Source organism: Cytobacillus spongiae, from assembly GCF_021390075.1.
Genome location: NZ_CP089998.1, coordinates 649,426 through 674,087, shown reverse-complemented (window position 1 = coordinate 674,087; position 24,662 = coordinate 649,426). Strand labels below are relative to the sequence as shown.

The following is a 24,662-nucleotide window of genomic DNA, read 5'->3' as shown; positions in this document are numbered from 1 at the left end:
ATTTTTTACTCATTTTCTCTTTGGACATCATAATCACTCCTTCTGAAATTAGTTTGACCTGTGACAGCGCTTCCTATCCTTCCATTTTCAAGCGTTGCATAAGAAATGAAAAAGGATTACAATGGTGTTTCAACACTCTTGTTAGGAGGAAAAGAAAAATGAGTATACATATTAATGCAAAAGAAAACGAAATAGCAGAAACGGTTCTATTACCAGGGGATCCACTTAGAGCAAAGTATATTGCCGAAACATTTCTTGAAAATCCAACATGCTATAACGAAGTCCGAAATATGTTTGGGTATACAGGAACATACAAAGGAAAAAGAATCTCTGTTCAGGGAACAGGGATGGGTGTTCCTTCCATTTCGATTTATATTAACGAACTAATGCAAAGCTATAACGTAAAGAACTTGATCAGGGTGGGTACTTGTGGTGCCATCCAAAAAGATGTGAAAGTTCGGGATGTCATTCTTGCCATGACCTCATCAACCGATTCACAAATGAACCGTTTGACCTTCAATGGAATCGATTATGCACCAACGGCTAATTTTGATCTGCTTAAACGTGCCTATGACGCCGGTGTGGAAAAAGGTCTAAATTTAAAGGTAGGTAATGTATTTACAGCAGATATGTTCTATAATGACAATGCTGATCATGAAAAATGGGCTCAATACGGTATACTGGCAATTGAAATGGAAACATCTGCCCTTTATACGCTAGCGGCTAAATACGGACGTAATGCCCTTTCTGTCCTTACAGTAAGTGATCATATTTTAACTGGAGAGGAAACAACTTCAGAAGAACGTCAATCAACGTTCAACGAAATGATCGAGGTGGCTTTAGAAGCGGCTATCAACGAATAAATGGATTAGAAAGCATGACAATAAAAAAACTGCTTATCAACTGAACGGTTATAAGCAGTTTTTTTATTGTGATGTTTATCCTGCATACATGGATCTTTAAACGTGATAAAATGTCAAAAGAACAATAATGAGAAACTGGGTGAGAATATGAAGAAAATCATCTTGGTTACTGCTGCTGCCCTGCTTATTCTAACTGGTTGTGGGTCTATACAGGAGTGGTCACAAGATTTGTTTGGTGAAAAACAGAAAGAAGAAATGTCAGGAAAGAATAATGATTCAAATCAGCAACCTTCCGAACATACAGAAGATGCGAATCAACATTCTGATGAATCGAAAGATGCGGAGACAAGTGAGGAATCTGCTCCTCCTGAACTTCAATTAGAATCTCAATATTTTAATGAGGTAAAACTGGTCGATGGGAAACAGGTCATTCAAAATCCAGATAACCTATTAGCACTTGTCAATAAGGAATATGCTTTTGGCGACTATAAGCCCGATGACTTAACACGCCCCAACGTACCTTTTGTTTTCGGAAATCAGGAAATTGAAAAGGCATATCTTAGGAAAGAAGCTGCCCAACAGCTTGAACGGCTATTTGCTGATGCAGAAGCCGATGAGGTTTATCTAACAGCGATTTCCGGTTATCGTTCCTACGAATACCAGGAAATGTTACTGGAAAGAGAGATCTCACAATTCGGGGAAGAAAAAGCAGTCATGGCTGTTGCCCCACCAGGACAAAGTGAACATCAATCTGGTTTGGCAATCGACATTTCAAGCAAAAGCAATGATTTTCAAGTGAACATTGAATTCGGAGATACAAAAGAAGGGAAATGGCTTGAAGAGAATGCCCATGAGTACGGATTCATCCTCCGATACCCTGAAGATAAAGTGGAAGTAACACAATATCAGTACGAACCATGGCATTTCCGATATGTAGGGCAGGAAGCTGCAAACGTAATCAAAAAAAATGACTGGACTTTGGAAGAATACTTTAAAAACGTCAAAGAAATATGAAAGTGGCCGGAAGATTATCCTTCCGGTCATTTTCTATTAGTAGACATGTTTTTATATGGTGCAACAGTAGAAGCATTTGGTAAAGGGTGTGAATAATTGGCAGGAATTTGCAGACATTATGATTAAAGGCTGGATTTTAAGGTGGTACAGACTAATGACACCAATAAAAATTATTCCTAAAAAGAAGAGACAAAAAAAGAATCCGCGATATATAAGAGATGAGCCTGTTGAAACCATTGATAATCTGAGCGGCCCCGAATATAAAGAAATTCAGACAAACCTGGATATCAATATCTCTTACCTGAAAGAAGTATTTGGAGAGAGTGCAGATCTTGTAACCCGGAAGCTTCATCCACATCCGGATGTTTCAATGGTCATTGTATATATGGAGGGATTAGCAGGATCACAGCAGGTACAAGACAGCGTGATCAAGTCACTGTTGGACTGGTTTGGTACTACGAAGGTGATTGAAGACCCTGGTGCCCTGATTTCAAGTATCTCTGATACAAGTTTGACAATTGGGGATATTACCCAAACGGACTTATTTGAGGAAGTGTTTTCCAATGTTCTCTCAGGAGAAACGGCTATTTTTATCCAAGGGTATAACCAATCAATCATCGCCAAGACGAAGGATCCGACTAAACGGAACGTCGGGGAGCCACAGACACAAAGTGTTGTAAGAGGACCCCAGGAAGGGTTTACAGAGGACATTCGGACGAATAGTACATTGATCAGAAGAAAAATAAAAAATGAGAATGTGAGACTAGAATCGAAGACTGTAGGAAGATACACGAAGACAGAAATAAACATTATGTACATCAATGGGATCGTAAATCAGACCATTGTGGATGAAGTGCGGCGGAGAATAGATGAAATCGATATTGACAGTATTCTTGAGAGTGCATACATTGAAGAATTGATCCAGGACAGCACCATCTCACCATTTCCAACCATTTTTAACTCAGAGCGGCCCGACGTGGTTGCAGCAGGGATGATCGAAGGGAGGGTCGCCATCTTAGTGGATGGAACTCCTTTTGTCCTTCTAGTACCAGTGGTGTTTCCGCAATTCCTTCAATCATCAGAGGACTACTATCAGCGGTCGGACTTCGGTCTCATGAGGATGCTCCGATATGTAGCCTTCTTTCTGGCACTGCTAAGTCCATCCATGTTCATCGCGATTAAAACGTTTCACCAGGAATTGATACCGACACCATTAATGATTACCCTGGCTGCCCAAAGGGAAGGAGTGCCCTTTCCTGCGTTCGTGGAAGCTTTGATTATGGAGTTGACTTTTGAAATCTTAAGGGAAGCCGGGATACGGATGCCAAAGGCAGTAGGGCAGGCCATTTCCATTGTCGGTGCCCTCGTTATCGGTCAGGCTGCAGTAGAAGCCGGGTTTGTCACCCCTGCCATGGTCATCGTGGTGTCTATTACAGCCATATCCACCTTCGTCTTTCCAGCTTATAATCTGGCCATCGCGGTTAGGGGATTAAGGTTTGCCTTTATGATATTGGCTGCTTCGTTTGGGTTGTACGGGGTGACGGTAGGATTGTTTTTGTTAGTCATCCATTTATGCAGCTTAAGATCATTTGGTGTCCCCTATATGACGCCAATTGCTCCATATAATAAAACGGATCAAAAAGATGCCATTTTCCATTTGCCATTAAAGTGGTTAACGACACGTCCCAGGTTAATCAATCAAGCAAATTTGACAAGGCAGCAATCGAAGAATAAATTTCAAAAAAATTAATGGTGAAAGGAGGAAGTAAGCAGGTGAAGCATGTAAAAAAGGTTGCCGTTGTTTTTCTTGCCATCATCCTGCTTACAGGTTGCTGGAATCGAAGGGAACTTAACGAGTTGGTCATAGCACTGGCAATCGGAGTGGATAAAACAGACAATGGCTATTCCTTTACCGTTCAGTTGATAAACCCTACTACTTCTTCACAGGCTACGAAAAAAGGAGCCGTTGGAGCCACAGTAAGATCCACTTCTGCCGAAGGGGAAACGTTATTCGAGGCATGGAGGAAACTGACGAAATTAACCCCTAGAAAAGTATACTTTGCACACGTTCAATTATTGGTCCTTGATGAGGAATTGGTAAAGGAAGGTTTGAAAAGTCTCCTTGATCCTCTGATAAGGGATCACGAATTAAGAAATGATTTCTATGTTGTCGTTTCCAAGAATCAAAGTGCCAAAGACGTATTGTCTATTTTAACATACATAGAACCTATCCCGGCTCTTTCGTTAAAATCAATGATTACTTCGTCCAATGAGCATTATGGAAGCGTGACCGCCTATAAATTTGATGAAATGCTGGAGGACTTAAGTACCAAAGGGAAAGAACTAGCCATTACAGGAGTTATATTGGAAGGTGATCCTCAAGTGGGGAGAACTTCAGGGAATATTGAATCTTCCATTCCTGAAACGAAAGTGATCCTGGATAATTTAGCCGTATTCAAAGACGATCAATTGGTCGGGTGGTTTAATGAGAAACAGAGTAAAGGATACAATTATTCACAAGGGAATATTATAAGCAGCACAGAAGTCTTGAATTGCCCAGGTAGTCATGAAGGGAAGCTGACGGTGGAAATCATCCGGACGGATAGTAAACTCACAGCAAGGATCGATAAGAAATCCCCGGTCATTCTGAGTGAGATTGAAGTCGAGGGCAATCTTGTCGATGTGGAATGTAAATTAAATCCGTCCGATTTACAAGTGTTGGAAAACATACAAAATCAACTGGCAGACAACATCAAATCGTCCGTTGAAGACAGTATCAAAGTGTCTCAAAAAGAGTTTCATTCCGATATCATAGGATTTGGGAGCGCTCTCCACCGCAAAGAGCCATCATATTGGAAGAAGCATCAAGATGAGTGGGATGAATTATTCCCTGACATCCGTTCAAAAGTAAACGTTAAAGCAAAGATTCATAATACAGGAACGTTAGGTGAGGCCCTTGAGGACTAGGAGGTGAATCCAGTGGTAAACGTCTTAATCATACTATCCGTTTCCTTCATTATGTTCTTCGTTGATTTTCCACACCTTAAGAAATCCAGGAAAGAATTGGCGGTGTATGTATCAATTATCCTGTTTGGGATAAGTTTATTTGTAGCAGAAGCTTTTCATATAGAGGTACCCAACCCACTGGAGGCCATCATATTCGTCTTTAAGCCCGTAACAGATTGGATCAATAAACTGTTTAAATAAGGAGTATGAAACATGGATAACCAAGTAGAAAAAATATCCTCTCGACAATTCCAGCTGCTGGTTTTGTTTTTCGCGATAGGAAGTTCAATCCTGTTAACCCCGCCGGCTTTGATTAACGCAAGTCTGCAGGATGGCTGGATATCAGGAATCATCGGTGTTGCACTTGGTTTATCGGTTATCTATATATATGTTTCTTTAATTAAACTCAATCCTGGTCTCTCTTGGTTCTCTATCCTGGAAAAGGCATTTGGGACACTCGTAGGCAGGATGATTTCCATTTTTTATTTTCTTTTTCTCTTTTTTCTGACCTGTGAAGTATTAAGTAACTTAGGGGATTTCATGGTCACTCAGATTATGGTTGAGACACCTAAAATGTATATCCATATGCTCTTTTTGATCCCGGTGGCATATGGAGTGAAGCAGGGGATTGAAGTAATTGCCCGTTCTGCTGAAGTGATATATCCCACGTTCATCATACTTTTAGTATTCCTGGTGATTTTTTTAATACCGGAAGGGCAATTGGTTAATTTAGAACCCATTTTGGGAGAAGGAATGAAGCCTGTCGTAAAAGGGGCATTGTCTACCATCACAGTTCCTTATATGGAAATGTTTGCACTAATATTGATTTCAACCTATGTAGTGGAACAAACGAAGATTGGGAAATCCTTTTTAGTCGGAGGACTAGCAGGAGGTATCATTCTGATTTCATTGACATTCCTTATTATATTGGTGTTGGGATATTCTTTTTCCTCCCATCTGCCTTATCCAACCTATGTGTTGGCCAAAAAAATAAACATCGCAGACTTTTTGCAGAGAGTGGAGGTGGTGGCAGCGGCTGTATGGATCATGAGTTTATTTTTTAAGGTTCTGATTTGTTTTTATTCTACTGTGTACGGATTAGGAGAAATCTTACACGTGAAAAACCATACCGTTTTGATCTTTCCGTTACTTGTTCCGATCTTATATTTTTCTGTGACGATCTACCCTGATATTGCTTTTTTTACCATGTTTGTAAATGAAGTCATCCTCTCTTACACCCTGTTGTTCGGTCTGTTTATCCCTCTGTTGGGCCTATTTTCCTTGAAAATAAAGAAAAAACTTCATTCTAAACAATCAGCTTAATGAAATGTATGCCTGGTATAGGAGGGGCTGGAGTTGAAATCAGATATGATCAGAATTACACCTTATCAACTTTATCTATTGACCCTGATGTATGCCATTGGCAGTACGATTTTATTGATCCCGCCTGCACTGATTAAGGCACAGAATGATGGGTGGATATCGGGATTAATTGGAACAGCGGCAGGGATGTTTTTATTCGTTCTTTACTATATCATTTCGAAGAAACACTCCTACAAAAATATGTTTCAAATTCATGACGATGTACTTGGGCCAGTTGCGGGTAAAATAGTGAACACTATCTATTTTTTGTATTTTTTCTTATTGAGTGCCCAGGTCTTGAGTAATCTCGGGGATTTTTTAGCAGAATCCGTATTGAAGGTGACCCCGAAGGAATACATTCATCTGTTATTTCTTATTCCCATCCTTTACGGTGCCAGGCAGGGGTTGGAGGTGATAGCAAGAACGACAGAAACCTTATACCCTACGTTCATCATCTTATGTTTGATTTTCTTTATGTTTATCATCCCTGAAGTGGATTGGCATCATCTGGAGCCCGTTGCCCGTTCCGGCGTGAAACCCATATTGAAGAGTTCATTGTCCATTTTTTCATTACCGTACTTGGAAATGGTTATATTCATGATGATTCTTCCCCATGTGAACGAAAGGGATCATGCTCTTAAATCCCTGTTGAAAGGAGGGGCTGTAGGAGGGGCTATCCTTATTATCATTACGGTATTGATCATTGGTGTATTCGGACATGATTTATCATCACATTATATTTATCCCACCTTTTTATTAGCCCAGAAGATAAATGTGGCGAACATATTTGAAAGAGTAGAAGTGATCATTGCTGCTGTCTGGATCATCAGTTTATTCATCAAGCTGCTTCTCTGCTACTATGTTACCTGTTTGTCATTAACCCACCTTTTCAAGTTTAGAAGTGTTAAACTGAGTGTCTTTCCACTTGGTGGCATCACTTGGTATTTTTCCATCATCATCTACCCCAATACTGCTTTTTTTCAACAATTCATCCAGGTCGCGTTAATTTACAAAATGATTATAGGTTTCCTATTCCCCCTATTGCTTCTTTTTTTCCATTCAAAGAAGGCATATAAACAAGGAAGTTTAGACGTTCAGTGAAAATCAATAATGATTTACACCATCCACTCATACAACAGTAATAGAGGGTGTCCAAGCTACTGTAAATGGGGGAAAGGTATGGGGAGAGATTTCGGTATCATTGTGTTGGGCAGTGTTTTGGTAGGGATAGGCATCAATATATTTTTTGTGCCCCATCATTTTCTGGATGGGGGAATGATAGGGATAGGACTCATTTCACATTATTGGTTCGGGTTCAAGCCAGGCCTGACAATGATCATTTTAAGCATTCCTCTCTATATGTTAGCGTTTTTTATGGATAGAAGACTGTTTTATAATAGTATTCATGGCCTATGGTTATCATCTTTGATGATCGATGTTATTTATCAATGGAAAGATGCCTTCATCCTTCCACCCATGGGCAGCGCATTGTGCGGAGGTGCCTTTGTAGGTATAGGCATCGGTATGATGTTAAGGGGGAATTCTGCGACGGGTGGCACGGACTTATTGGCACAGCTGATCGGCAGGAGTGTAAAGATGAACGTGGGAAAAATCATCTTTGTCATTGATGGCCTTGTGTTAATGGTAGGCTGGCCGGTGATAGGAGTCGAATCGTTTTTGTATTCATTATTGGCTGTCAGTACAGTAGGTTTTTTTACAACACTATTGACACATCATAATCATGACAGCGGATTTTCCTTTCGTTAATATGGAAAAGCTGATAGAATAAAGAAGCTATGGGCACAAGATTGCTCATAATGACGATTCATGATATTCTAAACGGAAATTCGCAAATGGAACATAGCAACGAAAGTGGTGGAAGCTTTGGAACAAGATCACACGGAACAAGAAAATCAAACGAGCTTTATAAAAATTAAAAAATTCAAATTTGTTATGCTTCTTTTCTTCCTGGTGTTTGCAACTGCTGGAATTACAACATTTGCACTTGCTTTTGGAGATGAAAAAGCAGTAAATGTAGGGGTACCAGAACGTTCAGAGTTTCAGAAACTGTATGAAGCTTATGACAAGTTAAATGAAAATTACTATAAGGATCTTGACCAGGACACCTTGGTGAACGGTGCTATTAATGGAATGCTGGATAGTGTTGGCGATCCTTATTCTGATTATATGGATGTAGAAGAAGCAAAGAAATTCCAGGAAAGCATCTCTTCTTCATTTGAAGGAATAGGAGCTGAAATCCAGGAGAAAGAAGGATATATATCCATCGTGTCTCCAATTAAAGGCTCTCCTGCTGAGAAAGCCGGTTTACAGCCGAATGATAAGATCACGAAAGTGGATGACAAGAGTATTCAAGGAATGTCCGTAACCGATGCAGTTCTTCTGATACGCGGTGAAAAAGGGACAAAGGTTACTCTGACCATCCAGCGGCCAGGTCAGGAAAAGCCCATGCAAGTGACCATCACAAGGGATGAAATACCGATTGAAACCGTGTATGCAGAAATGAAAGAGAATGGCGTTGCTGAAATCCAAATTACAAGCTTCTCGGAAAATACCTATAAAGAATTAACCGAAGCTTTAAATGATATGAACGATAAAGGCATGAAGAAACTGGTTCTTGATTTAAGACAAAATCCAGGTGGATTACTTGATCAAGCTGTTAAAATTTCCAACTTGTTTGTACCTGAAGGCGAAGTATTATTCCAAGTGGAAGACAGCAATGGGAAAGTGGAAAAATATATTTCAGAATCCGGGCAGAAGATAGACATTCCAACAGCCGTTCTGATTGATGGAGGTAGCGCAAGTGCTGCAGAAATCTTGGCAGCGGCTGTGAATGAATCAAATGATATTCCTCTTGTAGGCACAAAGTCCTTTGGTAAAGGAACGGTGCAAACAGCAGAAAACTTCAAGGATGGCTCCAATATGAAATTTACAACTGCCAAATGGTTGACTCCTGAAGGCAATTGGATTCATGAAAAGGGGATCACACCGGATATTGAAGTGAAGATGCCGGAATATGCACAGCTTCCTTATATCAATCCTGATGAGGAACTTAAGGAATCAGACCTATCAGATCAAGTGAAAACAGCAGAACAAATGCTCAATGCCCTTGATTTGAATCCAGGAAATGTAGATGGATATTATGATGAAGAGACGACAAAAGCGGTTAAGCAGTTCCAGGAAAAGAATGAATTAGACGTTACCGGAACGTTAAATGCAGAGACGACCTTAAAGCTCATGTCTAATCTACGTGACAAACTGAAAGAAAACGATCCTCAAGTGAAGAAAGCCATTGAGGAATTGAACAAAAAAAACTAAGAGCATTGGAAGATCTCAGGTGATGCTGCCTGGGGTCTTTTTTTATTGGATTGTTATTACTCGTATAGAATCGTGAAGCTTTACCGACAATGAGAGTATATATGAGGTGATCTTTATGAAAAAAACGGTGCTTCCCATGGCATTACTATTTTCTGTCGTCTTTATTGTGAGTTGTTCACCTTTCTTTCAAGATTGGAGACAACAGACAAACAGACAAGGCACGTCAACAGAAAAGCTTTTATCAAATGAAAAAGATGAACCCTTTTTTCCTTTGCTTCCAGATGAAAATAAAGCACCGGTTAACGTACTGTTAATTGGATCGGATCAGAGGGAAAACGAACCTGCCCGTGCGGATGTTCTGATGGTTGCTCAATATACTCCGCAATCATCTGTCATGAAAGTCGTGTCCATCATGAGGGATACTTACGTGAACATACCGGGATACCATAAGAGTAAAATTAATCATGCCTATTCATGGGGTGGGGAAGAGCTTCTGGCTGAAACGATACGTGAGAATTTCAATATAGATGTTCAGCATTCCATCAAAGTAGACTTCAATCATTTTATCAATGTTATGGATCTTGTCTTTCCTAATGGAGTAGAAGTCACAATAACTGAACCGATGATTAAACATTGGAAATGGTCAAAGGATTCCGGTAGACAACAATTAAAAGGAGAGGAAATATTACAATACGTGAGGTTTAGGGGGGATATTGAGAGTGACTTCGGCAGAGTGGAGCGACAGCAGGAAATTATGGCATTGGCAGAAAAAAGTCTGAAGGATCAGATGGAGTCCGGCGAAGGGATTACAACCGCAATTTCCTTAATGAGAGAAGGCTTCAAGAACGTTGAAACCTCTACCCCTATCAGTGAAGTGATTAAGTATGGCTTATCATTCATGATGAATCCTTTACAAAAAGTAAATACACTGCGTATTCCCATTGAAGGAAGCTTTACGGATCTTTCCACCGTTCACGCTGGTCTCGTACTAGACATGGATGAAACGAAAAATCAAGAAGCCATCGAACACTTCCTTAAGTCCGTTGAGTGAATTACCATGAGTGGAACTCAGAAGAATCAAGGTCCAGATAAGACTCGATCTTCTTCATTTTTCTTATAATCAAATCATGTAAATAGTTCTTGTACTTACGGTCTTCCGCATGACTATGTTCATGATGAAGAACTTTTAGGTGTTCAAGGTGCTCTTTTAATGTACGTTCATCGCTGTCAGATCCTCCAGACTGGACCTTTCGAAGAATGACATCCACCAATTTGTCGTGTGTGGCTTCGACCGTCTTTGTTCCCTGCCTCGCATAGATGGCTCCATAGCGCAGTTCACCTCTTGTCACAATGGATGTGTAAGGGACGTAACGAGGGTCATAATCGATGATCAGAACCTGAAAACGTTTTAATTCCAACAAGGGATGCAGACCTTTAGGAAAAATGAAATCTTCCGTTCTATAGCGAAGAGATTTGGGAAGCAGGTGTTGAAGCTTATTATCAACGTCTGCCTTATCCAAAAATTCCTCATCCGACAATCCCTTCAAGTCCAATGACCCATCGTCATCCTGCATTACACCTACAATAATGCATCCACCACCTGTATTGGAGATCGCCAAGATATGCTTAGCCATCTTTGTGAATTCAATCCAATCTGATTTAAAATCCACGTAATCCGTTTCACCAGTATTATGAAATAACAAATCCTTCAACGTTTCATGAGAAGGATTTTTCAAGAAGTCTCTCAATTTAATCGGAACAATCTTCTCATAGTACATTGGCAACCCCACCTTTAGCGTGTTCGCGGTGAATGATTTCTCGGAATGGACACTTTTGATCGATGTTCGAATACAGGATCGATACATTTTTGATAAGGACAACACATTCTGTTCCTGTTTATTTCATTCTATGCATGTAAAGATAAGAAATCACGTAAAGGTTGCTTCTTTTCTTACTGGTGTTCTATGCTATATTATGGTTTGGAACTTTCATTCATTGTGTTCATACCCACTTTCTAATAAACTATGTATAGATCTATAGAAAGGAAGATACCATGAAAAAAGATGTTTACATACTTTCCGGATTTCTTGGTAGTGGTAAAACGACGTTATTGAAAAGTTTTCTGCGTGCTTTAAAAGAACAAGATAGAAAACCGGCAGTTTTAATGAACGAATTAGGCAATGTATCCATAGATAGTGATGAAGTCGAGGAAGATACGGCATTAAGGGAGTTGCTTGACGGGTGTATATGCTGCACCATTTCAGAGAAGCTTGAATCCCAGCTTCAAGAGTTACTTATGAACGAAGATTTTGATGTATTAGTGATAGAGACGACTGGAGCAGCTCATCCTGTTGAAGTTGTCGATTCCATTCTATCGCCCCTGTTTGCCAATCAATTTGAATTTAAGGGAATTGTCACGGTAGTGGATGGATTACAATGGAAAAACCGGGATCAATTCAGCCCGGCGGTTCTCCATTTGATGAGAGAACAAATACGTCACGCTCAATATATTGTCGCGAATAAAATGGATTTGCTAACAGAAATGGAACAGGGGAGATTCTCTTATGAACTCCAACAAATCAACCAACATGCAAAGGTATATTTAACCAACTACTCTAAGGTAGCATTGAAAGATTTATTCGCATTGTCAGTTGAAAGCTCGTTCGATTCATATGAGAAAGCATCCATCGGTGAACAATTATCCTTACAGGCAGTGATATATACCTTTAGGGGAACGGTTAATGGTGAGGTATTTGAAGAATGGCTCCAAAATCAGCCGGACGGCATATACAGAATGAAGGGTTATGTTCCATTGCAGGGACGCAAATATCCAACCCTGTTTCAATATTCATATGGTATGCCCCTTTTCATGCCAGGGGATATGAATTATCCAACCAATTTTGTCATAATAGGAGAAAATTTACATAAGTCAGAATTAATACGTTCATTAGAAGAAATAGACATAATCGAATAACGGTATATGGGGAGAAACGTTTATGGTTTTTCTTTTGTTTAGTATTGAACTTATTTTTCTTATCAGTGGAATTTATGGGTTGAGTATTTATGAGTCTAAACTGCAATTCATGATCTTTATCGGGTTGATTGCACTCAGTGTTGTCATGTTTTTGACAACCGTTGTGTACTATGAAAGGAAAAAGCATAAAAAGGATAGGTCTTATGATTGTTGGGACTGTGGCATGTATTCACCGGATTGTCTACCTTCACCACCTGTGATGAAACGGTTGGATTGTGATTCACCTAATTGTGACTGCACCCCTGACTGCTCCCCGTAGGAGGAAAACGGAATGAAAGAAATCCTGAACTTTATGCCATGTCACAGATTGCCTGAACGTTCACTATTCGTAAGGGGGGTGCAATTCCCCCTATGTTTCAGGTGTATGGGCATCCTCATAGGAATGCTTTTAGGTGCACCGATCATTTGGATGTTCTGCCCAGGGTTGGTTTTCAATCATTTGATTTACGGAGGGCTTTTGATCATACCACTTTTAGTGGACGGATTCACTCAGCTTTGGAAATGGAGAAAAAGTACGAATCTTTTACGTTTGCTTACTGGAATGTTGTGTGGAACAGGATTATCGGTTTTTATCATTGTTTCTTCCAGGTTGGGAGTAAAGGTTATCATGATGATGACGGGCTCATAACATTGACACCCGGGAAGAAAAAAGATAAAATTAAAAAAGTTAACTTAGTGAATTATTTATTGAGTTTAAGAAAGGTCGTTTTTTAGTGGGAAAAGAATTGTTCGAGTTAGAGGGCTTATTTAGGTCCGTATTTAGAATGATGCGATCTGATATTCGAACCATCTTTGGGGAGTTCATTTCCAATGGAGAATTTAGAGTCCTTCAACTCATCAGGGAAAATGGAGCATTGAAATCCTCCGAAATTTCTAAACGTATGGAAGTATCGGCAAGCCACATTACATCCATTACAGATACCTTAGTAGAGAAGCGCTATATTACGAGACAAAGATCGAACGAAGATCGTAGAGTGGTAGAGTTGGCCCTTACCCCTCAAGGCATTGAAGTCCTGGTTCAATGTGAGGATAAGAAGTCTCAATATTTCCAGGAATTATTTCAAACGTTTGATAAAGGAGAAATACAGCACTTAATTGAACTGTTTGAGAAATTATTGCATTCATCCAATCGTAAATAATGTAAAGATGTATCTTGCACATGGGGTTGACCAGACGGTCGCCCCCTCCATTTTGTCCATTTACTTAAGTAGGTTAACTATTCATAAATTCAATATTAAGGGAGGCATAATATATGGAGCATTTAGAACAACGAAAAAAAGTAATGATTATGATAGCCATCATGTCAGCTATGTTATTCGCTGCATTAAATCAAACGATTGTAGGAACTGCCTTACCAAGGATCATTTCAGAAATAGGTGGAATTGATTATTATAGTTGGGTATTTACAATTTTCATGTTAACGAGTTCGGTCACTGCCATCCTGGTGGGGAAATTATCTGATATGTATGGAAGAAAGCCGTTTATTCTTCTTGGAATTGGTGTCTTTATGGTTGGTTCATTCTTGAATGGTCTTTCCTCTTCCATTTTTCAATTAATCATATTCAGGGGTATTCAGGGATTTGGGGCCGGGATGATCATGTCTACCGCATTTACGGCCGTAGGCGACCTGTTCTCTCCAAGGGAGCGGGGCAAGTGGCAAGGGTTAATGAGCAGTGTATTCGGCCTTGCGAGTGTATTTGGCCCGACCTTGGGCGGCTGGATCGTTGATAATGCAGATTGGCACTGGGTATTCTGGGTTTTCCTTCCTGTAGGATTCATTGCTTTTGGTATGATTTATAAGATGTTCCCTTCACAGACGCCAAATAAAGGGCTGAAAGTGGACTATCTAGGTTCGATTATGCTTACTTTGACCATTATCCCGTTACTATTGGCATTTACGTGGGGAGGAAATGAGTATGAATGGGTTTCCCTGCCGATTATAGGGTTACTGTCAGCGACGATAATCTCATTTGTGTTATTTATCATTACGGAAACGAAAGCAAGTAATCCAGTTCTGCCTCTTCATTTATTTAAAAATAAGGTGTTTACATTATCTAATATCATCGGCTTTATTCTGGGAGCAGGAATGTTTGGAGCCATCATGTATATGCCGTTCTTTATTCAAGGAGTCATGGGGACATCTGCAACAAAGTCAGGCTTGGTAATGATGCCGATGACATTAAGTATGGTGATAGCAAGTACAGTAGGTGGTCAGATGATCACAAAGACAGGCAAATATAAGTTCCTTGCCCTTATAGGATTATTGGTCATGAGTATTGGAATGATCCTCTTATCTTTTATGGATTCCAATACCACCAATTCAACAGCTCTTGTAAACATCATCATTGTAGGGACTGGTCTTGGATTGAGTTTCCCTGTGTTTACCTTAACCGTTCAAAACGCAGTCCAACATAAATTCCTCGGTGTGTCCACTGCTGCCACTCAATTATTCAGGCAGATTGGAGGAACGATTGGTGTGGCTATCATGGGTACAGTGATGAATACATCCATGTCATCCAGAATGACGGAGAAAATGGCTGAGGTGAAGGATTTACCATTACACATGACTCCCGAAACCAGTGAAGTATTCAAACAACTCCAGGATCCTCAAAACATTATGAACAGTGAAAAGTTGAAAGAACTGCAATCAACCTTACCACCTGAATATCAGGGGGTTTACTCCTCGATATTGGACGGTGTCAGGGAGTCATTAAGTTTTGCTCTGACCAATGTCTTCTTTATTGGAGCGATCATCCTTCTCCTTGGATTGGTTTTAACGTTCTTTATGAACGAAATCCCTTTAAGAATGTCGAATAAAGACATAGCCGATGAAGAAAAAGATTCATCGCTTAAAGAAGCGTCCAATCATTGATTGATTCCCACTTAAATAAAAAGAAGGGTAAAAGTGCTGTCTCGAATTTCGAGCCACTCTTTTACCCTTCAATTCATTGCACCGAACTTTCTCCGAATTTTTTAAATGTCATTTCATCTTCCACCAGTCCGCAAGCGGCACATTGAACTTTTAACTCCGGCCCATTGTATGCGAGATGAAACGGTTCGAGTTGCCCTTCTTCATAATTTTGAACTACTTCTCCCGAGGCTGGATCAAGTTTCACACTCTGAGATACTTGTTGTATAATGTTAAATCGGGTACGATTCGTCTTGCAGCTTGGACAGCGATAGGGTGTAGACATGAACATCACCTTTCCTCTTTTTTAATAGTATGCTTTGGAATTAAACTTTTTATGTAAAGGTAGTTGGGACATGAGATCACAATCATTCGATGAATTATTAGAGGCCTACAGGAAGGTTTGGAAGAACAGGTTATTAGAAACGGACGGTTCTACTTCAGAAGAAATCCTCAAGGAAACCGTTTTATATGAATTACTTGACGGCAACAGTCATCCAAGAGTTCGTAAATCAAAAACTGAAAAATATTTATCCGCTACGAAGAGAATCATTGAATCGGAACTGACTAATGATGAGAAAGTGGCATTGGTACAAATACATATTGATATGATCGAGAGAGGGGTAGAATAAGGGCAGGTTGACATCACATCTTACATAAACGTACATAGAATGGATGGCAGCAGTAAAGAGTCATGACGACGTTCTTATGGTTGAATTATCTATCGTAACCATTTGAGCATTTTCCTTCCTTATATACCTGTGTATGTATATAATGATTTCTAGATTAGTGTAAAGGATGATGCAGGTATGCTATTGATAAGCTTACTTATATTTAGTGTCCTATCTTATATGATGTACTATCGTTATTTTCCTGTAAGAATAAAGCAGTGGACTTCCCCCGAGGTATCTTCCCGTCATGTCATTGTGGATGTGAGGGATTATCAAGATTCATCTAGGGGAAACTGCCCTAACATCGTGGCAATTCCATGTGGATATATTAAAAGGCATTCACATGATATCCCTGATGGTCCCATCTTGGTAATGGGGAGCAATCCAATTGAATGTAATGTAGGAGTCAGGCAACTAATCCGTCATGGATTTAATGTAGAAGGATATTTAATGATTGAATCTGACAAAAAATGTAACGAATACCTATCATTAGGATAAAATTACAGTCTTCGTGAAATGTTACTGTAACATCCGTTACAAAATGAGGGTCTTTAAAATGTTGTCAATATTGATATACAGGTAATTATTAGTCTTCAAAACTAATTATTCTAACGTTGGAAATGAAAGTTAATCAATGGTAAAGTCCCATTCATCCTACTAGAATCAGTGATTACTATTGTGCTATAGTGAAATTGGTTTTCAAAACAGAACAATTGATTCCTCTTTCCCAACTTTTCCCGTAAATGTAACAAAAATAGGGTGGTATGATGAATGTGCAACAGGGAAAAACACATTCACTAAGGAGGAATTCATTTTTATGAACAAGAAAATGATTATTTCAACTGCAACAGCATTCACTCTATTAGCAGCACCGTTTGCGGGAGGTAAAGCTGACGCTGCAGCACCATTCCCGACAGATAAGGTTGCACATCAAGTGAACGCATTTATATATAGTGGTAATCAAGAAGATTTAAATAAATTTGTACAGGATACTCTAGCAAAATATCAAATTGATGGCAAGAACATCAATATTCAAGAGCTGTTAAAAGGGCATGTACCTCAAGGCCAGGCCGCTCCTGCGCCAGCTAATGGAGCACCTAAAGCAGAAGCCCCTGCTCCTGAACAGAAGGAAGCACCTAAAGCAGAAGCTCCTGCTCCTGAACAGAAAGAAGCACCAAAACGAGAGGCTCCAGCACCAGCTCCTGCGCCTGCAGCAAATGAGCAGAAGCAGCAGCAGGCAAGTGAAGAAGCAGGTCAATTGAGTCAATACGAGCAAAAAGTAGTCGAGTTAACAAACCAAGAGCGTGCAAAGCAAGGTCTTCCAGCTCTTAAAGTAGATCCTGAGCTAAGCAAGGTTGCCCGTGAAAAATCTCGTGACATGCAGGCGAATAACTACTTTTCTCACGATAGCCCGACATATGGTTCACCATTTGATATGATGAAGCAGTTCGGCATTCAATATAATTCTGCCGGTGAAAACATTGCTATGGGTCAGACTACTCCAGAAGAAGTAGTACAAGCGTGGATGAATAGTGATGGTCACCGTAAAAATATCTTAAGCTCTAACTTCACTCACATCGGAGTGGGTTATGTAGAAAACGGTAACTATTGGACTCAGCAATTCATCGGAAAATAATCATGCATCTTCATAACACCAGTCTCTCATATTGAGGGGCTGGTTATTTTTTATTGATGTTACATAAGCTTAGTGTTAACGATTAACATGGAGATATACGGAGGATGATGGTAGAGCATGAATTCTTTCGTTCTCATGGTGTAGGAACGTTCATCTCCTCAGACGTACAACCTTATATAGTTGGTGATCGATGCATATTCCAAAAATGGATGAAAGGTTGTACCTGGGCACTGGGGGATAACCGTCTTGAAGTACGACTTTTTCATTCTGAAATGTCCCATTTAAGAGCTTACATTTGCAATTCAGCATAATCCTTCTTACTATTGAAGTATAACGCGTACGTGGAGTGAGCCTTATGAAGGAAAAAGTTGTACTTATAACAGGAGGATCCAGGGGGATCGGCCGACGGACTGTGGAGGAATTTTCAAGTCAGGGCTATACCGTGATCATGAACTACAGGCAGGACGATGTATTTGTTAGAGATCTTGTATCTCAATTACAGGATAAATATAACAATCATATAATAGCGATTAAAGGTGATATCTCTGTACCTGAAGAATGCGAACGAATGGTGAAAGAGATCTGGAATGTAGTCGGAAGTGTAGATATTTTAATTCATAATGCCGGCCCTTACATAAAAGAACGGAAGTCATTTGCTGACTATACCCCTGAGGAATGGAATTACATAGTAAACGGAAATTTAAATAGCGTCTTTTATTTATCCAGGCTGATCATCCCTAAAATGCGGGAAAAGAAATGGGGTAGAATCATTACGTTTGGATATGACCGGGTTGAAACAGCTCCAGGCTGGATCTATCGTTCTGCTTTCGCTGCAGCAAAGGCGGGCCTCGCATCCTTTACGAAAACCATATCGATAGAAGAAGCTCCAAGTGGCATTACAGCCAATATGGTATGTCCGGGGGATATTGTAGGGGAGTGGAAGGAAGAACAGATCCACAGAGCAAAGGAATACCATGATGACTCAACCCCGGTAGGCCGTCCTGGCACAGGGGAAGACCTTTCGCGGATCATATTTTTCCTTAGTAAAGAAGATTCCGATTTTATCACCGGCTCCATTATCCCCGTAACAGGAGGTAAGGATGTTCTAGGGAAGATATTTCATCAGTGAATTGATCAACAGACACGGCAGCAAAGATCAGCCGTGTCTGTTGGTTTCAAAATGGGTTTATTCACTTTTAAAGTGATATTGTTTTCGAAACTTCTTTTGTATGGACACTAACCTTGCTGACAACGTTATGGCTCCTGCAGTGAGGCCTGATGTCAATCCCAGCCAATAACCATAAGGACCAAAGGCAGTATAATTTGCCAGTGCATACCCCAGGGGCAAGCCAATCACCCAGTAGGAGACAAGTGCCATCATAAAGGTGATGTTAACATCCTTGTATCCTCTGAGAGCCCCCTGCACTGGAGCTTGTATAGCATCCGACAGCTGAAAGAACACGGCGTATAATAAGAAATGAGCCGTCAATTCCAAAACGTATGGATCATCCGAGTATAAATATGAAATTTCTGATCGAAACACAAGCAGTATCACACCATACATAACTGCCAACAGCAAGGCGAAACTAACACCCATCCAACTGTAGATTTTAGCATCCCGGAGGCGTTTCGCCCCTACCTCGAACCCTACTACAATGGTTAAAGCCATGGAAATGCTGAGTGGGATCATATATAGAAAAGATGCAAAATTGATTGCTGCCTGATGAGCTGCGATTACTACTGTATCATAGTTGCTCATTAACAGGGTGACGGCAGAAAAAATGCTCACTTCAAAGAAAATCGATAAGCCGATGGGTACACCGATTAAAAAGAGCTCCTTCCACTTGAAGAGGTTGGGTTTATAAAGGGTTTTAAATACTGAGAATTCATTAAAGGGAGCTTTAGTATGTACCACCCAAAAGGCAATGAGTGTGATGGTCCAATAGGTGATGGCTGAGGCATACCCCGCACCCACTCCTCCAAGTTCAGGGAAACCAAATTTTCCAAATATCAGCAAATAATTAAACAGTACGTTTATGGGAAGGGAAAGCAATGTAATGATCATCGTGACCCGTGTCATACCAAGGGCATCAATAAACGATCTCAAAACATTATAGATGAATAACGGGACCATCCCAAATGAAAGGGCGATCAGATAATCCCTGGCTACGGAACGTACCCCGGTTTCTATATTCATTCCATTTAAAATGGGATCAAGAACAAGTGCTCCGGCAGCCATGATGGCAAGTGATAAAGCTATGGCAGCATACACACCTTGAAGTACAGTTTGAGGAACATCCTTACGGTTGCCTCCTCCAATTAATTGAGCAACGATAGGGGTGACAGCGAGAAGAATGCCGCTCAATCCTGTAAACACCGGTACCCAAAGAGAAGAACCTATGGCGACTCCAGCAAGATCAATTGGAGAATATCTTCCTGACATGATGGTGTCAAAAAAGTTCATCGCAAACATTCCCAGCTGAGTGATGAGAATGGGGATGAGAATAATCAATAATTGTTTTATTTTGTCTCTTATCGTATTCGTTTCTCTCATGGAATGAACTCCTTTGAATAGCGTCCTTAAATGTATGATAAATTCACTATCATACTGTACCATATTTTTGAGTAGAAGAGAGTCAATATGCATTGAAATGGTTTACACTTATTAAACCAATGATTTCTTAGGGAGGAAAAGAATGATTAAACAGTGGCAGGATTTGATTTGGATTATTTTTTTAATATGGTACGGCGTTGGGATCATCCTCGTTTCTCTAGACTTGCTTCCTCCGGCCCTTCAATGGGCAAATGCCGTTTTTTTATATCTGGCTGGTTTTTTGGCTATTCTTTATGCAGTGAAGAAATTCAAGGGAAGGTTTGGACTGGTGGTTGCTTTATGTATCATGCTCCTGACGATTGTTGCAGAGTCGCTAGGCGTTCATTATGGTCTGATCTTCGGGTCCTATCATTATGAGAAGGACTTTGGTTTTCAACTGTTTGGAGTGCCGGTCACGATTGGCTTTGCCTGGGTAATGGTGATATTCACAAGTATGGCCCATTATGAATTTCTCCTTAAAGGGCCAAAGACGTTTATGGGTGCCTTGAAGTATAGTGCGGTGACCTCTCTTTTAGCGGTGACGATGGACTTGATTATCGATCCTGTCGCGTTTAAAGGAAGACAGTATTGGATATGGGATCAGGATGGAGTGTATTATGATATTCCGACTCAGAATTTTTTAGGCTGGTTTTTTGTTTCATTCTTCATTCAATTTTTCCTTTACTTCTTATTGAAACACGTTGATGTACCTGTCAAATGGAGCGAGCGGATGAGGCTGCTTTATGTCCTGGTCATCCTGATGTTTATAGTGACGGCCATGGTAGAAGGGTTATGGATCGCCGTCATGGTTACATCCGCATTTTATGGGGCCTCTCTCATTCTAAGAAAACGATTGGAGAAAGTAGTATGATTGAACCTAGAAAAAGCCCGGGATTTCAACACATTCTTTCTCATTATCTTACTTATCAGCTCAAAAAACATTTTTATCGTATATGGATCGATGATCAAAGGAAGGAAGGAAATGCCTCTTCAGGACATTTGGTACTTGCGAATCATTCGAGTTGGTGGGATGGATTGATGGTCTTTTATTTGAATGACAAGGTAATCAAAGAAGACAGCTATGCCATGATGAGTGAACAAGGAATGGAGGATTTCCCATTCTTTCGTAAAATAGGGGCATTCTCTGTTAACCCTGAATTGCCAAAAGACCTAGTGAAATCCTTAAAATATGCTGAAAAGTGTCTGCAAGAGAAAAAGACCGTATGGATTTTCCCCCAGGGAAGGGAAGAACATCTTGAGAAAAGGCCCCTTTCATTTATGAGCGGGCCGGGTTTCTTAATCGAACGTAATCCAGAAATTAAGATTACGATGGTCACGTTTTACTACACCTTTCGGCATGATCAAAGACCTGAATTATTTATCCAGATAAGTGAAACAGCAGTCGATGCAACTCGGCAACATTCAAGAAAAGTCCTTACAGACTATTTAAGGACAGTGATGGAAAATAGGCTCGAAAACATAAAATCCGATATCATTCATGGAGACATTTCAGCCTATCATTTGCTGCTTAAAGGATTTCCCACCAACAGCGAATGGCTTAGCTTTTGGAAAAGAAGGAAGCAGGGGTGAAAGGTCAATGAATTATTATATCCTGATCACGATCGTCTTTGTCCTGATTACGTTCATCAACCTTTGCTTTCTGCCGAGACTTTCACGTAAAGAATCATCAAGTGAACTTGTTTCTGTACTCGTTCCCATGAGGAATGAAGAAAGGAATGTCAGAGGATTAATCGGGAGCTTAAAGAAGATTACCTATTTACCGATCGAATTCATCATACTGGATGATGGTTCGACGGATCGAACGTCTGAACTTCTCTCGGAACAAATAAATGGGGATGAGCGTTTCACCGTTGTCAACGGAAAGCCCCTTCCTAAGGGGTGGGTAGGAAAAGTCCATGCATGCAAGGAGCTTAGTGAGCATGCAAAGGGTACATATTATTTATTCCTGGATGCAGATGTCAGGGTGTCACCTTCCATCATTGAGAAAGTATTATTCCAGATGAACCGCTACAATGCAGGACTTGTAACGGGTTTTCCGCAATTCCCCATACCTACTTTACTCAGTAAACTGCTGGTTCCTTTTCAACATTTCCTGGTATATTTTCATCTCCCGCTTGCCGTCGCCAACCATACAACGAAAAAAGCATTCACGGCGGCTCACGGTGCGTTCATGTTCTTTAAGAAGGAAGCCTATGATGAGTGTGGTGGTCATGAAGGAGTGAAATCTTCACTATTGGAAGATGTTCATATTGCGAGGAGATTGAAAGAAAAGGGCAGGAAAGTGACCATTGTCAACAATACCCATGACGTAACATGCCATATGTATAATTCAAATAAGGAAGTATGGTCAGGTTTCTTGAAGAACATTTATATTGGTTTAGGTAGAAACCCATTGTCAGTTGCAGTGCTTTCTCTATTTTATTCTATCTTTTACATACTGCCCCTTCCTTTGGCCGTTTACGGGTTATTGTCAGGGGATTGGAGATATTTGGTTCCACTTCTGGCTATATGGTTGCAAACATTCATGATTGATCTTGTCTCGAATCAAGCCAAGTGGCATTTTCTTGTCATGCCCTTTGCTGCAATATGTTTTATCATCATAATGTGGGCATCCATGCTAAGGGGATTGAAGAAGCAGGGATATGTCTGGAAAGGAAGGACTTATTCATGAAAAAAGTCATTATCGTTGGCTGCGGATTAGGAGGTTTAGCTGCAGGGATCTCACTTCAAAGTAAAGGGTATCATGTCACGATCTTTGATGAAAACCTCCACCCAGGTGGAAAGATGATGCCGGTTGAAATAGACGGATATTCCTTTGATTTTGGACCCAATACCATCACGATGCCTGAAGTGTTTCAATCAGTTATCAATGATGCTGGAGGGGACGCCTCCAAGTATTTTCAGTTTGAAAGATTGGTCCGACATACTAAAAATGTCTTTCACAATGGAAAGGTACTGTATCAATCAGCGGATCCCATGGAAATGAGGAAAGAACTTGAAAAATTCGATCCTTATGGCGCAGCTCATTACAAAGAGTACTTAAAGGAAGTAGGAAAGCTGTACAAACTGGCTGAGAACGGTTTTTTCTACAGGGTCTTTGGTTCATGGAGGGATTATCTTGCACCTCAGTTAACCGCAAGCTTTATTAAGGTCCGTCCCTTTGAAAAGATGGCTCATTTTCACCGCAGGTTTTTTAGGGATGAGGATGTGTTGAAGGTGTTCAATCGTTATGCAACGTATATTGGATCCTCTCCATTTTCCTGCCCTGCGACCTTTTCGTTGATAGGTCACCTTGAAATGGAAGAAGGGGTGTATTATACGAACGGGGGAAACACGAAGATAGCGGAGGGTTTCTATCAGTTTTTTAAGGAATTGGGTGGTACTGTCCATTTGGGGGAAAAGGTGAAGGAAATCGTAGTGAATGGGAAAAGGGCAGTGGGTGTTGTGACCGGAGAAGGAGAAAGGTTATTTGCCCATGATGTGATTGTCAATGGTGATTTTATCACGGCTACTAAAGACCTGATCAAGGAGAAGGATAGACCAAGCCATCCTGACAGAAAATTGGATTCTTATGTACCTTCCATCTCCGCGTTTGTGATTTTGGCAGGATTAAAGACCTTTCAGGAATCCGTACATCATCATCAAGTATATTTCACAAAGGATTATGAAAGGGAATTTAAAGAGATTTTCAGTAAAAAACAGCTGCCTAATGATCCAACAATCTATATCAGTCATTCAGCTGCGTCAGATCGGAGCGTTTCAAAAGGTAGCAATCTGTTCATTCTTGTGAATGCCCCGGCCGTTAAGCTGTCTGAAGAAGATGCCCTGGAGTACAAAGAAAAGATTTATCAAACCTTAGAAGAAAAAGGGCTCTCGATACGTCAACAATTGGAAGTGGAGAGAGTCTTTACGCCAGATACGATCAAACGGAAATTTTCTGCCTATAAAGGGTCCCTTTATGGCCTGGCTTCACACCGGATGACCGAGGCCTTTCTTCGTCCTTCCAATGTCAGTAAAGATATTGAACACCTTTTTTATGTTGGGGGGACTACCCATCCTGGTGGAGGGTCCCCTATGGTGACAATCAGCGGAAGAAATGTCGCGGCTTATATTCTGGAAAGAGATGGGATTGTAGAGCAGTGAAAATGATTCATTATAATAAATAACGTTATTGTCAAATTTTCGTAGTTCTATGTTCAGGACATATTTGATAAAGTG

The 24,662-nt window shown here is 40.4% G+C and carries 25 protein-coding genes; 22 read left to right on the top strand and 3 right to left on the bottom strand.

What is annotated here, in order from left to right; all coding sequences use genetic code 11:
* The first annotated feature begins 158 nt into the window (after positions 1-158).
* The 10 genes from deoD to LS684_RS23935 all read left to right on the top strand — a co-directional run bounded on the left by deoD (position 159) and on the right by LS684_RS23935 (position 10,632).
* Positions 159-863: a purine-nucleoside phosphorylase gene (gene deoD / locus LS684_RS23980; RefSeq protein ID WP_169215210.1), complete on the top strand. Its 705-nt coding sequence runs from the start codon at positions 159-161 to the stop codon at positions 861-863.
* A gap of 147 nt (positions 864-1,010) precedes the next feature.
* Positions 1,011-1,877: a M15 family metallopeptidase gene (locus tag LS684_RS23975; protein WP_233812114.1), complete on the top strand. Its 867-nt coding sequence runs from the start codon at positions 1,011-1,013 to the stop codon at positions 1,875-1,877.
* Between the two features lie 154 nt (positions 1,878-2,031).
* Positions 2,032-3,627 carry a spore germination protein gene (locus LS684_RS23970; RefSeq protein ID WP_233812113.1) on the top strand — a complete coding sequence of 532 codons (1,596 nt, stop codon included), beginning with the start codon at positions 2,032-2,034 and terminating at the stop codon, positions 3,625-3,627.
* A gap of 23 nt (positions 3,628-3,650) precedes the next feature.
* Positions 3,651-4,844, top strand: a complete 1,194-nt coding sequence (locus LS684_RS23965) for a Ger(x)C family spore germination protein (protein WP_233812112.1) — start codon at positions 3,651-3,653, stop codon at positions 4,842-4,844.
* A 12-nt stretch (positions 4,845-4,856) separates the two neighbouring features.
* Positions 4,857-5,084 (top strand): hypothetical protein, encoded by a 228-nt coding sequence (locus LS684_RS23960; protein ID WP_169215206.1) that lies wholly within the window; start codon positions 4,857-4,859, stop codon positions 5,082-5,084.
* Positions 5,085-5,096: 12 nt separating this feature from the next.
* The gene (locus LS684_RS23955) at positions 5,097-6,206 is read left to right on the top strand and encodes a GerAB/ArcD/ProY family transporter (protein WP_233812111.1); all 1,110 of its coding nucleotides are present in this window, start codon (positions 5,097-5,099) and stop codon (positions 6,204-6,206) included.
* Positions 6,207-6,239: 33 nt separating this feature from the next.
* Positions 6,240-7,346 carry a GerAB/ArcD/ProY family transporter gene (locus LS684_RS23950; RefSeq protein ID WP_233812110.1) on the top strand — a complete coding sequence of 369 codons (1,107 nt, stop codon included), beginning with the start codon at positions 6,240-6,242 and terminating at the stop codon, positions 7,344-7,346.
* Positions 7,347-7,424: 78 nt separating this feature from the next.
* Positions 7,425-8,012, top strand: a complete 588-nt coding sequence (locus LS684_RS23945) for a YitT family protein (RefSeq protein ID WP_233812109.1) — start codon at positions 7,425-7,427, stop codon at positions 8,010-8,012.
* Between the two features lie 108 nt (positions 8,013-8,120).
* Positions 8,121-9,581, top strand: coding sequence for a lmo1851 family serine protease (locus LS684_RS23940; protein WP_489886023.1), 1,461 nt, complete (start codon positions 8,121-8,123; stop codon positions 9,579-9,581).
* A gap of 115 nt (positions 9,582-9,696) precedes the next feature.
* A complete protein-coding gene (locus tag LS684_RS23935; RefSeq protein WP_233812108.1) occupies positions 9,697-10,632 on the top strand; it encodes an LCP family protein in 936 nt (311 codons plus the stop codon).
* A gap of 1 nt (position 10,633) precedes the next feature.
* Here LS684_RS23935 and LS684_RS23930 read toward each other — a convergent pair whose 3' ends face one another.
* Entirely contained in the window at positions 10,634-11,359 is a 726-nt protein-coding gene (locus LS684_RS23930; protein WP_169215201.1) for an AlbA family DNA-binding domain-containing protein, read from the bottom strand.
* A 275-nt stretch (positions 11,360-11,634) separates the two neighbouring features.
* Between LS684_RS23930 and LS684_RS23925 the strand changes: the two genes are divergently transcribed.
* The 4 genes from LS684_RS23925 (at position 11,635) to LS684_RS23910 (ending at position 15,487) form a co-directional block, all read left to right on the top strand.
* Positions 11,635-12,555 (top strand): CobW family GTP-binding protein, encoded by a 921-nt coding sequence (locus LS684_RS23925; protein ID WP_233812107.1) that lies wholly within the window; start codon positions 11,635-11,637, stop codon positions 12,553-12,555.
* A 331-nt stretch (positions 12,556-12,886) separates the two neighbouring features.
* Complete coding sequence (locus LS684_RS23920; RefSeq protein WP_169215199.1) at positions 12,887-13,243, top strand: DUF2085 domain-containing protein; 357 nt, start codon at positions 12,887-12,889, stop codon at positions 13,241-13,243.
* An 85-nt stretch (positions 13,244-13,328) separates the two neighbouring features.
* Positions 13,329-13,754 carry a MarR family winged helix-turn-helix transcriptional regulator gene (locus LS684_RS23915; RefSeq protein WP_233812106.1) on the top strand — a complete coding sequence of 142 codons (426 nt, stop codon included), beginning with the start codon at positions 13,329-13,331 and terminating at the stop codon, positions 13,752-13,754.
* Positions 13,755-13,867: 113 nt separating this feature from the next.
* A complete protein-coding gene (locus LS684_RS23910) occupies positions 13,868-15,487 on the top strand; it encodes an MDR family MFS transporter (RefSeq protein ID WP_233812105.1) in 1,620 nt (539 codons plus the stop codon).
* A gap of 73 nt (positions 15,488-15,560) precedes the next feature.
* Here LS684_RS23910 and LS684_RS23905 read toward each other — a convergent pair whose 3' ends face one another.
* Positions 15,561-15,809, bottom strand: a complete 249-nt coding sequence (locus LS684_RS23905; RefSeq protein ID WP_169215196.1) for a DNA alkylation repair protein — start codon at positions 15,807-15,809, stop codon at positions 15,561-15,563.
* A gap of 70 nt (positions 15,810-15,879) precedes the next feature.
* On the opposite strand from LS684_RS23905, the gene LS684_RS23900 reads away from it, so the two are divergent.
* The 4 genes from LS684_RS23900 to LS684_RS23885 all read left to right on the top strand — a co-directional run bounded on the left by LS684_RS23900 (position 15,880) and on the right by LS684_RS23885 (position 18,959).
* Positions 15,880-16,155 carry a hypothetical protein gene (locus tag LS684_RS23900; RefSeq protein WP_169215195.1) on the top strand — a complete coding sequence of 92 codons (276 nt, stop codon included), beginning with the start codon at positions 15,880-15,882 and terminating at the stop codon, positions 16,153-16,155.
* A gap of 177 nt (positions 16,156-16,332) precedes the next feature.
* On the top strand, positions 16,333-16,692 hold the full coding sequence (locus tag LS684_RS23895) for a rhodanese-like domain-containing protein (protein WP_225003426.1): 360 nt from the start codon (positions 16,333-16,335) through the stop codon (positions 16,690-16,692).
* Positions 16,693-17,011: 319 nt separating this feature from the next.
* A complete protein-coding gene (locus LS684_RS23890) occupies positions 17,012-17,830 on the top strand; it encodes a CAP domain-containing protein (protein WP_233812104.1) in 819 nt (272 codons plus the stop codon).
* A gap of 355 nt (positions 17,831-18,185) precedes the next feature.
* The gene (locus LS684_RS23885; RefSeq protein ID WP_169215189.1) at positions 18,186-18,959 is read left to right on the top strand and encodes an SDR family oxidoreductase; all 774 of its coding nucleotides are present in this window, start codon (positions 18,186-18,188) and stop codon (positions 18,957-18,959) included.
* A 57-nt stretch (positions 18,960-19,016) separates the two neighbouring features.
* Here LS684_RS23885 and LS684_RS23880 read toward each other — a convergent pair whose 3' ends face one another.
* Positions 19,017-20,384 carry an MATE family efflux transporter gene (locus tag LS684_RS23880; protein ID WP_225003423.1) on the bottom strand — a complete coding sequence of 456 codons (1,368 nt, stop codon included), beginning with the start codon at positions 20,382-20,384 and terminating at the stop codon, positions 19,017-19,019.
* A gap of 142 nt (positions 20,385-20,526) precedes the next feature.
* Here LS684_RS23880 and LS684_RS23875 point away from each other — a divergent pair, with 142 nt between their 5' ends.
* The 4 genes from LS684_RS23875 to LS684_RS23860 are packed head-to-tail and all read left to right on the top strand — an operon-like array spanning position 20,527 to position 24,587.
* Positions 20,527-21,294 (top strand): carotenoid biosynthesis protein, encoded by a 768-nt coding sequence (locus LS684_RS23875; protein ID WP_233812103.1) that lies wholly within the window; start codon positions 20,527-20,529, stop codon positions 21,292-21,294.
* The gene (locus tag LS684_RS23870; RefSeq protein ID WP_233812102.1) at positions 21,291-22,013 is read left to right on the top strand and encodes a lysophospholipid acyltransferase family protein; all 723 of its coding nucleotides are present in this window, start codon (positions 21,291-21,293) and stop codon (positions 22,011-22,013) included. Before LS684_RS23875 ends, LS684_RS23870 begins: the two co-directional genes overlap by 4 nt.
* Before the next feature lie 7 nt (positions 22,014-22,020).
* Positions 22,021-23,115, top strand: coding sequence for a glycosyltransferase family 2 protein (locus tag LS684_RS23865; RefSeq protein ID WP_233812101.1), 1,095 nt, complete (start codon positions 22,021-22,023; stop codon positions 23,113-23,115).
* A complete protein-coding gene (locus LS684_RS23860) occupies positions 23,112-24,587 on the top strand; it encodes a phytoene desaturase family protein (protein ID WP_233812100.1) in 1,476 nt (491 codons plus the stop codon). The genes LS684_RS23865 and LS684_RS23860 overlap by 4 nt, the downstream gene beginning before the upstream one ends.
* Positions 24,588-24,662 lie beyond the last annotated feature (75 nt).